This is a genomic window from Streptomyces sp. 6-11-2 (genome assembly GCF_006540305.1).
Lineage (GTDB): Bacteria > Actinomycetota > Actinomycetes > Streptomycetales > Streptomycetaceae > Streptomyces.
In genome coordinates, this window is record NZ_BJOR01000001.1 from 2,580,926 (window position 1) to 2,596,133 (window position 15,208).

Here is a 15,208-nt window from a genome sequence, read left to right on the forward strand (position 1 = left end):
CGGATGTGTTGACGGGAAAGGTACCGGCGCGCCTCAAAGGGAGGGGAACCCAGCACATGCAGAACCGTTTCAACCGAGGCATCGCGACACTCGTGGGCCTGGCGCTCGCCGGCACCGGCCTGGCCGCCACGAACGCCGCTCCGGCGGCCGCGAGTTCGTACGACTGCCCGTCGGGCTACTTCTGCGGGTGGACCGGCAAAAGCGCCAACGGCTCGATGTGGAAGACGAACAAGAGCGTCGCGGACCTGGGTAGCTGGGACAACAAGATCCGCTCGTACGTCAACCGCACGAAGTCGATCGCCTGCCTCTACGAGGACAAGAACTACGCGGCCATCGGCGGCTACTGGGCCCAGAAGCCGAACACGCCCGGCGAGTGGAGCGGGTCCTCGGTCGCGACCACCAGCTCGGTCAAGTTCGTCCGTACCGAGCGCGAGTGCAGCCAGCCCGCCTACCCGCGCTGGTTCTCCCAGACCTCTCCGAAGGCCCTGGGCTTCGGGGACATGAACGGCGACCGCAGAGCCGACATGATCATCCGCGACAAGGCCGGACGGCTCTGGTTCACTCCGGGCAACGGCACCGGCCGGCTCATCGGCTCCAGTGGCTGGAACAACATGAACGTCCTCACCCGACACGGCGACTTCACCGGTGACGGCCGTGAGGACCTCATCGCCCGCGAGGCGTCCACCGGCAAGCTGTGGCTCTACCCCGGCACCGGTACCGGCTCCCTCGGCACCCGCAAGCTCATCGGCTCCAGCAGCTGGAAGTCCATGAACCACATCACCGCCGTCGGTGACCTGACCGGTGACCGCCGCTCCGACCTGATCGCGGTCGAGAAGGCCACGGGCAAGCTGTGGCTCTACCCGGGGACCTCCACCGGCAAGCTCGGCGCGCGCAAGCTCATCGGCTCCAGCGGCTGGAACAAGATGAACGCGCTCGTCGCCATGGGCGACGTGAACGGCGACGGCCGTCCCGACCTCTACGCACGCGAGGCGTCCACCGGCAAGCTGTGGCTCTACCCGGGCACCTCCGCCGGCAAGTTCGGCACGCGCAAGCTCATCGGCTCCAGTGGCTGGAACGCCAGGGCGAACCTGATCTCGGTCGGCGACTTCTCCGGCGACGGGCGTCCCGACCTCGCCACCGTGACCAACACGAAGTACGTGATCGACGGCTACCCCGGCCACCTGGGCTGGCTGGTCACCTACCGGGGACGGGACACCGGCTCCCTGATGGCCGGCGAGCGGACCGACGGCGAGTGGTGGGGCCTCAACGGCTTCTGCTAGGACGGCCGGCTTCGGTCGGCACGGCACAGGAGGTGCGGGCCTTTGTGGTTCTACTCCACCTCGATGCCGAAATCCCGGACGAGCTCTTCCAGGCCGCCCGTGTAGCCCTTGCCGCCCAGGACGAAGTCCCAGTCCCCGTTGGGCCTGCGGCGGAAGGAGCCGAGTACCAAGGCGGTCTCGCGGGGACGGCCGTCGGAGACCTCCAGGCGTCCCAGCTCGGCCAGCCTCGGGTCGAGCAGGCGGATGGACGCGTCCGTGAAACCCGAGAGGTCGGCGTCCGGGTTGACCTCCGGATCGATGGCGGCCACGAGTACGAATCGGTCGGCCTCAGCCGGCAGCGCGTCGAAGGAGACACGGATCGCGGCCTTGTCGGGCGCTTGCGCGGGGAGGGTGCGCACCGAACCGTCCGGTGTCCGCGGGTTGTTGAAGAAGACGAAGTGATCGTCGCTGAGGACGCGGTTGCCGCGGCAGACGAGAGCGCACACGTCCAGGGCGACACTTCCGGTCCACGACATGCCCAGGACGTTGTGGTCGTCGGGCAGCCGAGTGTCCGCGGCCGTCGGCGTCGGCTGCGCCGCGGAGGGACGGGCGCCGTCGCCCAGGCGTCCACGCAGCCCATGGCGGTGCAGCAGGTCGACGAGTTCGGTTCCCGGGATCAACTCCAGCGGCTTGCCGTTGGCGAAGGTGTGTGAGCCGGGGCCGAACCTCGACGTCGTCACGAGCACGCCCTTGTTGGCGCCGGTGTCCTGCACGGTCCCGTACAAGTCGCGCACAGCGGTGGGCGGCACCGTGTTGCGGTAGCGCTTGACCTGGACGACGATCTTGCCGCCGCGGATCGGTGTCGGATCAAGCGCGTCGACGTCCACCCCGCCGTCGTTCGAGCGCTGGGTGGTGACCGCCTGCATCCCCATGGACCGGAAGAGATCGGCGACGAGATCCTCGAAGGCGATCGGATCCATCTCGTACAGGTCGGGGTCCTCATCGCCGCCATGCGTGACGACACGGTTCCCCACCTCCTGCGGCCGTCGGCTCGGCCGCACCGCGGTGAGTTGGTCGGGGCGGGCCGAGAGTTGACCGCGCAACGCGTCGGCCAGGCAGCTGCAGGCGTCCACCTGCGCCAGGTGCAGATCGCGGAACGTCGGGCGCGGGGCCATGACGGTCGCCAGGTAGATGTGGCCCGGCCGTCCCGTCGTGGGGTCGTGTCCGTCCACGAAGCCGTTCAAGGTCACCGATTCAAGCGCGCCCAGCTCATCCGCGGTGAAGAGTTCGTGCAGGACGAGCAGCGCGCACTGCGCCAGAACCTCCCGGTACAGGGCCCTGCGCTGAGTCACCGGCCGGGCGGTCTCCTTGTCCTGGTCCGTGGCGGACACGTACCGAACGGACTTGACCTCGGGGACGACGCCGTAGGCGGGCAGCTCCCAGTCCAGCACCAACTGTCCGGCCGCCGCGTCGTACGCCGCCGCCACCTGGCGTGGGAAACCCTCCGGCCACGCGGTCGACGCGTAGAGAGCCGCGGAGAAGTACTCGACCACGGCGCCGGGATCGCGGCGCCTCACTCCCTCGGTCAGCTCGGCGATGCCGGCGTTGTGCCTCCGCACATCGGCCAGTTGGGCGTCCGCCCACTGCTGGTACTCCCGCCGGTACGACGCCAGCTGCCGCTGCCGCTGCGCCTCCGCCGCCTGCGCCGCGTGCCAGTCCCGCTCGAAGCGCGCCCGGGCTTCGGCCTGTGCCTGTGCCCGGCGACCGGCAGTCCACCCGCCCTGTGCCTGGTAATGATCGAGATTCGGCATGGGCACGGGCTGTGCCAGTGGACCTGGAGCGAAGGGCTCGATCTCCTCACGGCGCGTGAGGGAGGAGGCCCTGAATGCCGGAGCCCGACAACCCGAGGCGAGAAGGCCTTGCAGGGACGCCACCTGTGCGTCCAGTTCCTCGGTACGGCGTCGGGCCTCTGCCTGCCGGTACTCGCGGTGACTCTGTGCGGCTCGGCGCTGATGGGCACGTGCCTGCTGCGCCTCTTGTCGCCGCCGTCGGGCTTCGGCCTCCGTCTGGCGCTGCTGCTGCCTCTGCATCTCAGCCCAGACACCGACCAAGCCATTAGAGCGACGACTCATGTGTTGCGGGCCCTCCCCAAGGCACTCTGGTTGTCCCCACAACCAGGTGTAACGGGACGACTCTATCCAGCGATGGCCGTCTCGCACATCCGCCCGGCAGGAGCAACCCGCTCAGTCGTCGCCCCTGGCCAGAGGTCCCGCACAGGGACCGACCAGTGCCGCACGCCTCAGTCCCGCACGCCCAGGTCCTCCCGCATCATCCGGCGCATCGCCGACAGGCGCGGTTCGGCCTCCTTCAGGTCGAGCAGGGCCTGCTGCGCGCTCTCGCCCTCCCCGGCCAGGCCCCGGTCGAGACGCTTGGCCGCGGCGTCGACGCCCGCCAGGACCTCGTTCACCGCCCGCGAGGCGCTCAGGATCCGCTCGGGCACCACCATCTGGGCCTCGGCATAGCGGTCGCGGTGGTCGCGCCGCACCTCCTCCAGTTGCTCGCGGTCCTGCTCCGTGTACACGCCGTCGCGGATGCGGTGCAGCGCGTCCTTGAGGAGTGTGTGGAACTGGCGCGAGGCCCGGTTCATCGCCGTGTACGCGTCGCGGCGTTCCTCGAACCGCCGTCCGCGTTCCGCCGCCTCGGCCTCCTCCGCGCGCCCGCGTGCGCTCAGCCGCTGGCTGAGCACGGGCGCGAAGAGCGTACCGAGGACGCCGACGACGGCGGTGATCATCGCGCTCACTTCGGCTGTCATGGCCACGACCCTAGGTCAACTCCGGCCCGGCGAGGGCGTGATGAACCCGGTCCCGAGCACGGGAACGGCCCGCCGGAAGCCATGCTTCCGGCGGGCCGCTCGTTCGCCATGGGCCGTCAGGCCCGTCAGGCCGTCAAGCGCCGTCGACCACCGGCTCACTTGCCGTAGTACGCACCGTAGATCGAGACCGTGGACACGTTGCCCTTCTTGTCCGTGATCTTGGCCTTGTAGGAGATGGCCTTCCCCTTCGCCGGGTTCTTGACGGTGATCTTGCCCTTCTTGACGGTGACCTTCTTCCAGGTCTTGCCGCTGTTGTACGACACCCAGACGGTCAGCGACTTGAGGTTCTTGCCCGCGGCGGCGCCCTCCACGGTGACCGGGAAGGTGGCCTTCCTGCCCGCCGGGACACGGTTGTCCAGGCCGGTGCCGGCCTTGAAGCGGAGCGTGGAGACCGGCAGCTGGACCTCCGTCCGACCGGACGGCTTCTTGGAACGGAACGTCCAGCTCGCGTCGACGCGGGTGGAGGCGTTCGCGACCTTGGCGCTGCGCTTGACCGAGGTGGTCAGCCGGTACTGGGCGTCACCGGCGGTCACGGTGAAGGACTGGTCCCCGAACAGCGGGTCCTTGTGGGAGGCGACCTTCTTGCCGTTGCGGTACAGAGTCGTGTTCGCCGAGGTGAACGTCGAGAGGCCCCAGTGCGCCTGGGAGTCGGAGAACAGCGGCAGGGCGCCGTAGAGCTCGTTCCCGTAGCGGAAGACGCCGTAGTTCCGGCTCAGGTGGGGACCGAACACCGCCCTGTTGAAGGTGTTGGTGTAGGTCTTGCCGCCCTTGTAGGTCTTCATGCCGTCGGGCACGTACAGCGCCTCGGTGAGAGGCATGCCCTTCTCGTCGTGGCCGCCGAACTGCTCCATGAACAGGGACCACATGATGCCGTTGCCGGTCGACAGGTACAGCGTCCGCGTACCCGGCAGCTTCTGCTCGATGCTGTCCGTGATGGCGACGCTGTCGGAGAGCACGCCCTGTGGCGTGACGGCGCCGGTCTTGCCGGAGGCGCCCGCGCCCACGTTGTTCTTCACCGTGGCGAGCTCACGCGCGGCGTAGTGGCGGACCTTGCCGCCCTGGAACCGCTTGACCGTCGCGGCGGTCGCCACGTCGTATTCGGCCTTCGCGCCCTTGGTCCACTGGCCGCTCCAGGACTGGCTGAGCCCGGTGACGTCGCCGCCGATGGAACCGGTGCGCAGCTCGGACCAGGAGCCGACGGTCATCGAGAGACCGATCATCGCCGGGTCGTAGACGTAGCCGATCGTCCCGATGTGCTGCCGGGCGGTCTTGTCCGGCACGGTGATGTCGGCCTTCTTGGCGTTCCGGGCGTCGGCCGTCACCGTGACGTTCCCGGTGACGGTCAGCTTCGGCTGGACCAGCCAGTCCAGGCCGCCCTTGAAGGTGGTGAAGTCCTTCGCGATCCAGGCGTCCAGCAGGTAGGTGCCCTTGGGCACGCGCACGGTCGACGTGCCGGATCCCGCGGGCACCTGGTAGGCGCGGTCCGCGCCGAGGCCGGTGTAGCCGAACAGGACCGTGTCGTAGCCGGCGGCGGGCTTCCCGTCCCGGCCGATGTGCTTGACGGTGACGTCGTACGACTCGACCTCGCGCTGCACGGCCACGGCCGTACGGACGGTCTGCCCGCCGCCGGTCGCCGTCACGTACGCCGAGTACGCGCCGTCCAGAGTGCCGCCCAGCCGGGTGTTCACGGTCACGTCGACGGAGGCCTTGTCGCCGGCCGGGACCGTCACCTCGGTCGCGCCGAGCGTGAAGAATCCGTCCGGGGCGGGCTGGCCCTTGGGGCCGGTGGCCGTCATGGCGAGGCTGAGCGTGACGTCCTCGGTACCGAGGTTGCGGTAGGTCAGCTGTTTGGTGACCGGCTCGTCGTCGGTGTGCGGCCAGGCCTGGACGCCGAAGCTCACCGACACCGGGTCGGCGATCACGGTCTGCTGGATCGCCCTGTCGACGGCGATACGGCCGGCGCCCTGCTGGAAGGGGGTGTACGGGCCGCCCTTGGCGGAGCCGGCCAGCGCGCCCTTCAGTTCGGCGTAACCCCAGTCGGGGTGCTGCTGCTTGAGGAGCGCGGCGGCACCGGCGACGTGCGGGGTCGCCATCGAGGTGCCGTCGATGGTCAGGTAGCCGGCCGGGTTCTCGCCGACCTCCTGGCCGATCAGGCTGTTCTTGGCCGCGGCGGCGGTGATGGCCACGCCCGGCGCGGTGACGTCGGGCTTGATGGCGCCGTCGCCCAGGCGCGGGCCGGTGGAGGAGAAGTCGGCGAACCGGTCCTTCTTGTCGACGGCGCCGACAGTGAGGGCGGAGTCGGCGCTGCCGGGCGAACCGAGCGACTCGGGGCCCTCGTTGCCGGCGGCGATCGCGAAGAGGATGCCCTTCTCGGCGGAGAGCTTGTCGACCTCCGCCTCCAGCGGGTCGACTCCGGGGGTGTCCGGGCCGCCGAGGCTGAGGTTGACGATGTCGGCGCCCTGCTGGGCCGCCCACTCCATACCGGCGAGGATGCCGGAGTCGTCGCCGTAGCCGTCGTCGTCGAGGACCTTGCCGTTGAGGATCTTGGCGCCGGGCGCCACACCCTTGTACTTGCCGCCCGACTGGGCGCCGGTGCCCGCCGCGATGGAGGCGACATGGGTGCCGTGGCCGAAGCGGTCGGTCGTGCTGCGGGCGGTGGAGAAGTTCTTGGCCGCCACCACCTGGGACTTCAGATCGGCGTGGGTGGCGTCGACGCCGGTGTCCAGGACGGCGATCTTCACGCCCTTGCCGGTGTAGCCGGTCTGCCAGGCCTTCGGCGCGCCGATCTGCGGCACGGACTTGTCGAGGCTGACCTTGCGGACGCCGTCGAGCCAGATGTGCGCGATGCCGGCGCTGGTCCGGTCCCCCTTGGTGAGCGCCTTCCACAGCCCGGGCGTGTCCTTGAGGGGCGTCTGCACCGCGTCGGCGTTCAGCGCCTTCAGGGCGCGGCGCAGGGTGCCGGCCTCGCGGACGTCGGCCCGGGCGGTGGTGGCGGCGCCCTGGTAGCCGACAATGACCTTCAGGCCGTTCTTGAGCGACCTGCGGGTGGCGGCCTTGTTCAACTCGGTGATGTCGAACAGGCGTTGGTCCAGCTTGCCGGAGGCGATGAGACGGGACGCGTCGGCCGGTACGACGAGGGTGTGTCCGCCCGTGCGGCGGACCTGCACGGGTATCTGCTCGCGGCCCTCGGCCCGGTGCAGGCCGACCACGCGCCCCTTGGCGTCCACGGTGACCCGGTCGCCGGTGATGAGAGTGACGGTGCGTTGGGCCGTGGGCCCGGCGGCATGAGCCGGGCGTTGCTCGGACCCCGCCGAGGCGGGGCTGGTCATACCCGCGGCGAGGGCGACGGCCGCCGCCGCGGCGACCGTGGCCACGCACGCTCTTTTCACTTGTCTGCGCAAGACTCCCCCTGGAAACAGAGTGCCGAGCGGATTCCCTGTCCACTCGGCCGGGGGAAGGCTCGCACAAGTGCGCTATACCCCCACCCCCCGGAAAACGAAGTATGCCGGGGGGTGATCAACCGCTCAATACCAGGGTGCGGTTAGGGCCTCCGCTCAGGCGCCCGCGTTCTCCTTGACGGTGATGCGGCCCTTGCGGATGGTCGCCAGGCGCGGGGCCTTCCTCGCGATGGCGGAGTCGTGGGTGACCATGACGAACGTCAGCCCGTGCTCCTTCCACATGCGTTCGAGCACGTCCATGATCTCGTCGCGCATGGATTCGTCGAGGTTGCCGGTGGGTTCGTCGGCGAGCAGCACCTTCGGCTGCTTGACCAGGGCGCGGGCGATGGCGACGCGCTGCTGCTGGCCGCCGGACATCTCGGACGGCAGGTGTCCGAGCCGCTCGCCGAGCCCGACCGACTCCAGTGCCTCGGCGGCCCGTTCGCGCCGTTCGGCGGTCTTGATGCCGAGCGGGACGAGGGCGGTCTCGACGTTCTCCTGCGCGGTCAGGGTCGGGATCAGGTTGAAGGACTGGAAGACGAAGCCGATGCTCTCGCTGCGCACCCGGGTGAGCCGGGCCTCGGGCAGCTTCGCCAGGTCGGTGCCGTCGAGGACGACCTGGCCGGAGGTGGGCCGGTCCAGGCCGCCCAGCATCTGCAGCAGCGTCGACTTGCCGCCGCCGGTGGGGCCCTGGATGACCAGGCGGTCGCCGTCGCCGATGGTCAGGTCGACCTGGTCGAGGGCGCGGACGACCTCCTTGCCCCGGGTGTAGTGCTTGGTGACGCCGGTGAGTTCGTACATGGGGGAAACAGCTCCTGGGATGCGGGGAGAAGTGGGGCCGACGGCCCACTGGGTCGCGGCGGGCGGCGCGCTACTCGACGCGCCGCAGGGCGTCCGCCGGGCGCAGCCGGGAGGCCCGCCAGCCGCCGAACGCGCCCGCGATCAGGCCGCCGGCCACGGCGAGGCCGACCGCGAGGACGATGGTGGTGAGGCTGACCGGCGCGGTCAGCGCGACCTCCAGGGACTTCGCGGCCTGCCGGCCGGGTCCGCCGAGGCCCCCGCCGCCGAAGCCGCCGCCGAAGCCGCCTCCGCCGCCCGAACTGCCGAGCTCCGCCTGCAGCGTCGGGCTGATCGCGGTCACCGCGTACGCGCCCGCCAGGCCGAGCGCGATGCCGAAGATGCCACCGACCAGGCCGTTGACGACGGCTTCGCCGACCACCTGCCGGGTCACCCGGCCCGACTTCCAGCCCAGCGCCTTGAGCGTGCCGAACTCGCGCACCCGCCGGGAGACGGCGGAGGAGGTGAGCAGGCCCGCGACCAGGAACGCGGCCACGAGCACCGCGATGGACAGCCACTTGCCGACGTTGGTGGCCAGGCTGGAGGCGGTGGACAGCGAGCCGGAGACGGTCTTGGCCAGGTCGGCGGAGGTGGTGACCGTGGTTCCCGAGACGTTCTTCTGGACGGCGCTCTTGACGGCGTCGATCTGCTGGGAGTCGGTCGCCTTGACGTAGATCGTGGTGACCTTGTCCTTGTTGTCGCTGAGGGTCTGCGCCTGCTTCAGCGGGATGTAGAGGTTGGCCGCCGCGTCCCCGCTGCTGGCGGTGGCGATGCCGATCACCTCGTACTTGACGGCCTTGATCGTGACGGTGCCGCCGACCTTGAGCTTCTTCTCCTTGGCGTACGCGGAGTCGGCGACGACGACCTTCGCGTCCGTCTCGGTGGTCTTGAAGGTACGGCCGCTGGTGATCTCCGAGGAGGTCAGCGGGCCGAGCTCCGGCTTGGTGACGTCGGTGCCGTAGACCGTGTACTGGTTGACGTCGAAGTCGGCGCCGCCGCCCTGGACCCGGCCCTGCGGCTGGGAGCCGGGGCCGCCGCCCGTCCGGCCGCTTTCGCCCTGCTGGAACTGGCCGCGGGTGAACTGGCCGTTGACCTTCACCACGTTGAGGCTGAGCCCGCCGACCGCGGAGGAGACGCCCTTCTGGTCCGCCACCTTGGTGACCGTGGAGGCGGACAGGGTGGTGAAGCCCTGCACCATGACCCGGTCACTGCTCTGGGTGTCCTCGGACCCGTTGTCCTTGGCGTCGAACCGGAAGCGCGGGCGCTCGGAGTCGCCGGACGGCGGCGTGGCCGCCTTGGTGACGGTCATGTCGGTGCCCAGCCCGTACAGCGACTGCAGGACCTTCTCCTGCGCCGCGCCCATGCCGTTGGACACGGAGTTGACCACGATGACCAGCGCGATGCCCAGCGCGAGGCCGGAGGCGACGACGAGAGCCGCCTTTCGACGGCGGCGCAGCTCGCGCCTCAGGTAGGTGAAGAACATGCGCCGACGGTAGGGGCGCCGCCTGATGAGGTCTTGAGGCCGTCATGAGAGGAGAATGAGAAGACCGGTGCGGCCCCGAGGTGCGGCACCGGTCTTCACGGGTGAGCGGTCGTCAGACGGCCGAATCGGCCTTCCACTGCGCCCAGCTCATGTTCCAGCCGTTGAGGCCGTTGTCCGGGGCGACGGTCTTGTCGCCGGTGTTCTGGACGATGACGACGTCACCGACCATCGAGTTGTCGAAGAACCACGAGCCCGGAGTGTTCGGGTCGTTCGCGCCCTTCTTGTCCTGCAGGCCGACACAGCCGTGGCTGGTGTTGACGTTGCCGAAGACGCCCGGCCCGCCCCAGTAGTTGCCGTGTATGAAGGTGCCGGAGTTGGTCAGGCGCATGGCGTGCGGCACGTCCTTGATGTCGTACTCGCCCTTGCCGTCGTCGTCGGTGAAACCGACCGTCGCGCCGTTCATACGGGTCTCCTTGAACTTCTCGGAGATCACCATCTGGCCTTCGTACGTCTTGTTGTCGGGCGACCCCGCGGAGATCGGGATGGTCTTGACGACCTTGCCGTTCCGCGTGACCTTCATCTGCTTGGTCTTCGCGTCGACGTAGGAGACCTGGTTGCGGCCGATGTTGAAGGTGACCGTCTTCTGCTGGACGCCGTAGACGCCCTGGGCGCCCTCGACGCCGTCGAGGTCGAGCTTCAGCGTGACGGTGGAGTTCTCCTGCCAGTACTGCTCGGGACGGCAGTCCATGCGCTGCACGCCGAACCAGTGGCAGGCGACCTCCTGGCCGCTGGAGGAGGTGACGGTGATGCCCTTCTGGACGGCCGCCTTGTTGGTGATCGCCTTGTCGAAGTTGATCGAGACGGGCATGCCGACGCCGACGGTGGTGCCGTTGTCCGGATTGAAGGAGCCGATGAAGCTGTGCGCCGGGGCGACCGTGGTGAAGGACGCGTTCTCGTGAGCGGCCCGGCCCTTGGCGTCGGTGGCGCTCGCGGCGACCTTGTAGGTGGTGGCGCGCTGGAGCTGGGAGTCGGGCTTCCAGCTCTTCTTGTCGGCCGATATCTGCCCCTCGACGGCCGTACCGTCGGCCGTCGTCATGGCGACCTTCGTCAGCGTGCCCTTGGCCACGACCACGGCAGCGGAGTTGTTGATCGAGGCGTTGTCGGAGCCGTCCGCTGGTGTGATCTTGATCTGGGCCTCCGACGCCTCCTGGGCCGCGGCCTCGTCGGCCTTGGCCTGCGAGGTGTCGCCACCGCCGCCGGCCGCGTCGTTGTTGCCGGAACAGGCCGTGAGCACCAGTACACCGCCGAGCAGTGCGGACGCGGCCGTCAGGCGCTTGCGCCGCTTACTGTTCGTCATCACACGCTTCTCCATCGTTGGCGAGTCCCAAAACCCCTCGAGGCCCCCGTCGCGAGTCCTCAACGCTACGACCGTTTCGTCCCATTTCCCACGTCGTGGAGATGTGGGACTTGCCACGTCCGCCGTAGCGGACGGTACGCGGCCCGGCCTGCGCGTTGCGTGAGACGACGAAACCCCGGACGTCGGTTGCGGCCGGGGTCGCCGATGTGATCCGGACGACGTCAGCCGGAATGTCCGGCGCCGCCCGCCTTCTCGTCGTCCCCGCCCTCTTCGTCCTCGTCGTCTTCCCCGTTTTCCTCGACTTCCTCGGCTTCCTCATCGACATCATCCTCGCCGAACTCCCAGTCGGGCGAATCCGGGTCGTACGCGATGGGTTCGCTCGACCAGGAGGCCTGCTGGAGTTCCACCCCCGGCACCTCGCCGACCAGGTCGAACGGATCAACCAGGTACGCCAGGGCCTCGGCGGTGTCTTCCGTCACAGCGCCCTCGGCGTGCGCCCGCTCCGCGGGGTCCAACTCGCCGTCCTCGATGTGCTCGGCGATCCGGCTGCGGGCCGCCCCGATGACGGCGCCCTCGTCCTCGATCTCGAGGACGAGCTCGACACTGAGGCGGACAAAACGTGAAGTCTCTGGAGTACTCATGGTCGGAGGGTACGGCTCAAACCTCCCGTGACTTTCCTGTGACCCGCGACGTTCACTAACATCGCCCCACACGGCCAATTCACCAGCGCCACAAGGGGATCGATATTCCGTGTCATCCGCTCGCCGTACGTTGCTGACCGCCACCGCCGCGGGCACCCTGCTGGGCGCCCTGTGGTTCGTCCCCTCCGCGGACGCGTCGGTGGGCACTCCGGCGAGAGGGGCGGACCCGGCGGCGCCGACCGCCCACGTCACGGAACAGGGGCGCCCCGCCTCGGCGGTGGAGACGTCCGGCGCCCAGGAGGACGTCTCCACCGGGAGCGGGACCGAACTCGCCGACACCGGAAGCATCGACACCACTCCGTACGTCGTCGGCGGCACCGCGCTCCTCATACTGGGCGCCGGTTTCGTGGTCTACTCCGTGCGCCGGGAGCGCCTCGGCTTCTGAACCCGCCCGGCGCTCCCCCGACTTGGCCCCCCGGCCCGCCGTCCTACTGGAGCGGGCCGGTGACGGTCTCGGCCGCCGCGACGAGCCGGCCGTCCCCCACGAAGGCGTCCGCGGCGGCGAGGTCGGGCGCGAGGAAGCGGTCCGGGCCCGGTCCCTCCACCCCCGCCTCGCGGGCGGCGTCGATGACCGCCCGGCTCGCCGGAGCCGGGGCCAGGCCCTCGCGCAGCTGAACGGCGCGCGCGGCGGCGTACAGCTCGATCGCGATGATCCGGTTCAGGTTGCCGACGGCCGTGCGCAGCTTGCGCGCCGCCGACCAGCCCATGGAGACGTGGTCCTCCTGCATGGCGGAGGACGGGATGGAGTCGGCGGACGCCGGTACGGCGAGCCGCTTCATCTCGCTGACCAGCGCGGCCTGCGTGTACTGGGCGATCATCAGGCCCGAGTCGACGCCGGCGTCGTCGGCGAGGAACGGCGGCAGGCCGTGGCTGCGGTTCTTGTCGAGCAGCCGGTCGGTACGGCGCTCGGCGATCGAGCCGAGGTCGGCGGCGGCGATGGCGAGGAAGTCCAGCACGTAGGCGACCGGGGCGCCGTGGAAGTTGCCGTTGGACTCCACCCGGCCGTCGGGCAGGACGACGGGGTTGTCCACGGCGGAGGCGAGTTCCCGCTCGGCGACCAGCCGGGCGTACGCGAGGGTGTCCCGGCCGGCGCCGGCGACCTGCGGGGCGCACCGCACGGAGTAGGCGTCCTGGACGCGGGGCGCGTCGCCCTGGTGGTGCCCGGTGAGGCCGGAGCCCTTGAGCACGGCCAGCATGTTGGCGGCGGAGGCGCCCTGTCCCGGGTGCGGGCGGATGGCGTGCAGCTCGGGGGCGAGGACCTTGTCCGTGCCGAGCAGCGCTTCCAGGCTGAGGGCGGCGGTGATGTCGGCGGACTTGTACAGGGTGTCGAGGTCGGCGAGGGCCATGATCAGCATGCCGAGCATGCCGTCGGTGCCGTTGAGGAGGGCCAGGCCCTCCTTCTCGCGCAGTTCGACGGGCCGGATGCCGTGCTCGGCGAGCAGCTCGGCGGCGGGGCGTACGGCGCCGTCGGGGCCCTCCGCGTCGCCCTCGCCCATGAGCGTGAGGGCGCAGTGGGACAGCGGGGCGAGGTCGCCGGAGCAGCCGAGGGAGCCGTACTCGTGCACGACCGGGGTGATGCCGGCGTTGAGCACGTCGGCCATGGTCTGCGCGACCTCGGGACGTACGCCGGTGTGCCCGGAGCACACGGTCTTCAGCCGCAGGAACATCAGCGCCCGCACGACCTCGCGCTCGACCCGCGGGCCCATGCCGGCGGCGTGCGAGCGGACGATGTTGCGCTGGAGCTGGGTGCGCAGCTCCTGGCTGATGTGCCGGGTCGCCAGGGCTCCGAAGCCGGTGCTGACGCCGTAGACGGGCTCGGGCTTGGCCGCCAGCGCGTCCACGATCTCCCGGGCCGCCGTGAGGGCCGCCACCGCCTCGTCGGAGAGCTCGATACGGGCGCCGCCGCGCGCCACGGCGAGAACGTCGGACGCGGTGACCCCCGACGTCCCCACCACCACAGTATGCATATCCATATTCAGGAGCGTACGCAGTGAATGCGAAGATGTCACTAGTGGATGCCGGGAGTGACTCTTACAACTCGCGGCCCGAACACGCCTGAACACCCGGCGCCGCTCAGGGCCTGCGGCCGCGGAAGCGGCGCCGCTCCACCGGGGCCTCCGGCACGGGCGGGGGCGCGTCGACGAGACGGACGACCGGGTCCTGCGCGCCCTCACGACCGGCGACCACGGGCCGGTCGGCGCGCAGCGCCTTCGCCCGGTACTGGGCGGCGTCGGCGAGCCGGAACAGCCGCCGGGCCGACGGTACCGGCCGGATCGCGTGCTCGGTCGAGGCCACCCCGCAGGCGACGCCCTCGCCCAGCTCCAGCTCGGCCGCGCGCCGGCACAGCTCGTCGGCCGCCTTGATCACGTCGTCGGCCGAGGGGCCCACCGCGACCAGGCAGAACTCGTCGCCGCCGAGCCGTGCCACGAGGGCGCCGGGCACCATCGCGCCGCACAGCGACAGCACGGAGCCGAACCGTTCGAGGAGCCGGTCGCCGACGGCGTGGCCGAGGGTGTCGTTGACCTGTTTGAGCCCGTTGAGGTCGCAGACGACGAGACTGACGACGACGCCGTCCGCGCGGTGGCGCTCGATCGCCTCGTCGAGCATCACGTCGACGGCACGGCGGTTGGCGAGCCCGGTCAGCGCGTCCGTGAACGCCAGCCTGCGGGCCTCCTCCAGCCGCTCGCTCTGAGCGAGCCCGGCGGCGACCACGGCCGCCAGCACGGTGGCGAAGTCGGCGTCGGAGCGGCCGAAGAGGGGGGTGCCGACCGGACGGGCTACGTAGAGCTCTCCCCAGGCGCGTCCGTGCTGCACGATCGGCGCGACCACGCAGCAGCCGCGCCCGCGCCTGCGCAGCGCGGCGACACGCTGATGGCTGTAGCCGGGGTGGCCCGCGGCCGCGCCGTCGGCGGTCTCCACCCAGGCGTCGGGTTCACCGCCCGAGGCCCACCGCTCGTGCAGGAACTCGGTGATCTCCGGGAACTGGTGCACCGGGTAGGCCTCGTTCTCCGGGAACTCCTCCTCTTCCGGTGCCCGGTCCCCCACGTTCACCAGGACCCGCAGCCGGCCGTGCTCGCGCTCCCACGTCGAGAGCGCGGCGAAGCTCCCCTCCAGCGCCCGGCACGCACCGAGCGCCGCCGCCCGCCACGACTCACGCGAGGTCTGCGCCGCGGCCATCCCCTGCGCCAACGCCACGACGTCCGCCAGACGCCTGTTCTCGCCCATCACCCCAGGCTAGGGATGTTTCAGATGAATCGAGACA

11 protein-coding genes are annotated in these 15,208 nt (G+C 70.4%); 2 read left to right on the forward strand and 9 right to left on the reverse strand.

The genetic code is table 11. The features are described from left to right. The first annotated feature begins 56 nt into the window (after positions 1-56). On the forward strand, positions 57-1,280 hold the full coding sequence (locus tag TNCT6_RS10875) for an FG-GAP-like repeat-containing protein (RefSeq protein WP_172632866.1): 1,224 nt from the start codon (positions 57-59) through the stop codon (positions 1,278-1,280). A 50-nt stretch (positions 1,281-1,330) separates the two neighbouring features. On the opposite strand, the gene TNCT6_RS10880 is transcribed toward TNCT6_RS10875, so the two are convergent. The 7 genes from TNCT6_RS10880 to TNCT6_RS10910 form a co-directional block, all read right to left on the reverse strand. Continuing rightward, positions 1,331-3,391, reverse strand: coding sequence for a restriction endonuclease (locus tag TNCT6_RS10880; RefSeq protein ID WP_172632867.1), 2,061 nt, complete (start codon positions 3,389-3,391; stop codon positions 1,331-1,333). A gap of 167 nt (positions 3,392-3,558) precedes the next feature. Continuing rightward, complete coding sequence (locus TNCT6_RS10885; RefSeq protein WP_141359001.1) at positions 3,559-4,071, reverse strand: hypothetical protein; 513 nt, start codon at positions 4,069-4,071, stop codon at positions 3,559-3,561. Positions 4,072-4,226: 155 nt separating this feature from the next. After that, a complete protein-coding gene (locus TNCT6_RS10890; protein ID WP_141366313.1) occupies positions 4,227-7,460 on the reverse strand; it encodes a S8 family serine peptidase in 3,234 nt (1,077 codons plus the stop codon). A 225-nt stretch (positions 7,461-7,685) separates the two neighbouring features. Beyond that, entirely contained in the window at positions 7,686-8,369 is a 684-nt protein-coding gene (locus tag TNCT6_RS10895) for an ABC transporter ATP-binding protein (RefSeq protein ID WP_141359003.1), read from the reverse strand. Between the two features lie 70 nt (positions 8,370-8,439). Next, a complete protein-coding gene (locus TNCT6_RS10900; RefSeq protein WP_141359005.1) occupies positions 8,440-9,888 on the reverse strand; it encodes an ABC transporter permease in 1,449 nt (482 codons plus the stop codon). Between the two features lie 112 nt (positions 9,889-10,000). Beyond that, the gene (locus TNCT6_RS10905; protein WP_141359007.1) at positions 10,001-11,245 is read right to left on the reverse strand and encodes an Ig-like domain-containing protein; all 1,245 of its coding nucleotides are present in this window, start codon (positions 11,243-11,245) and stop codon (positions 10,001-10,003) included. 221 nt (positions 11,246-11,466) lie between these two features. Then, positions 11,467-11,886 (reverse strand): hypothetical protein, encoded by a 420-nt coding sequence (locus TNCT6_RS10910; protein ID WP_253266073.1) that lies wholly within the window; start codon positions 11,884-11,886, stop codon positions 11,467-11,469. Positions 11,887-11,995: 109 nt separating this feature from the next. On the opposite strand from TNCT6_RS10910, the gene TNCT6_RS10915 reads away from it, so the two are divergent. Continuing rightward, a complete protein-coding gene (locus TNCT6_RS10915; RefSeq protein ID WP_172632869.1) occupies positions 11,996-12,331 on the forward strand; it encodes an LAETG motif-containing sortase-dependent surface protein in 336 nt (111 codons plus the stop codon). A gap of 43 nt (positions 12,332-12,374) precedes the next feature. Here TNCT6_RS10915 and hutH read toward each other — a convergent pair whose 3' ends face one another. Then, positions 12,375-13,913, reverse strand: coding sequence for a histidine ammonia-lyase (gene hutH, locus TNCT6_RS10920; RefSeq protein WP_141366317.1), 1,539 nt, complete (start codon positions 13,911-13,913; stop codon positions 12,375-12,377). 106 nt (positions 13,914-14,019) lie between these two features. Beyond that, entirely contained in the window at positions 14,020-15,171 is a 1,152-nt protein-coding gene (locus TNCT6_RS10925) for a GGDEF domain-containing protein (RefSeq protein ID WP_141359009.1), read from the reverse strand. Positions 15,172-15,208: the final 37 nt, after the last annotated feature.

Bases quoted from the DNA above. Each gene is read 5' to 3' on its own strand.
- TNCT6_RS10875 (WP_172632866.1), top strand. From the start codon at position 57: ATGCAGAACCGTTTCAACCGAGGCATCGCGACACTCGTGGGCCTGGCG.
- TNCT6_RS10880 (WP_172632867.1), bottom strand. From the start codon at position 3,391: ATGAGTCGTCGCTCTAATGGCTTGGTCGGTGTCTGGGCTGAGATGCAG.
- TNCT6_RS10885 (WP_141359001.1), bottom strand. From the start codon at position 4,071: ATGACAGCCGAAGTGAGCGCGATGATCACCGCCGTCGTCGGCGTCCTC.
- TNCT6_RS10890 (WP_141366313.1), bottom strand. From the start codon at position 7,460: ATGACCAGCCCCGCCTCGGCGGGGTCCGAGCAACGCCCGGCTCATGCC.
- TNCT6_RS10895 (WP_141359003.1), bottom strand. From the start codon at position 8,369: ATGTACGAACTCACCGGCGTCACCAAGCACTACACCCGGGGCAAGGAG.
- TNCT6_RS10900 (WP_141359005.1), bottom strand. From the start codon at position 9,888: ATGTTCTTCACCTACCTGAGGCGCGAGCTGCGCCGCCGTCGAAAGGCG.
- TNCT6_RS10905 (WP_141359007.1), bottom strand. From the start codon at position 11,245: ATGACGAACAGTAAGCGGCGCAAGCGCCTGACGGCCGCGTCCGCACTG.
- TNCT6_RS10910 (WP_253266073.1), bottom strand. From the start codon at position 11,886: ATGAGTACTCCAGAGACTTCACGTTTTGTCCGCCTCAGTGTCGAGCTC.
- hutH (WP_141366317.1), bottom strand. From the start codon at position 13,913: ATGCATACTGTGGTGGTGGGGACGTCGGGGGTCACCGCGTCCGACGTT.
- TNCT6_RS10925 (WP_141359009.1), bottom strand. From the start codon at position 15,171: ATGGGCGAGAACAGGCGTCTGGCGGACGTCGTGGCGTTGGCGCAGGGG.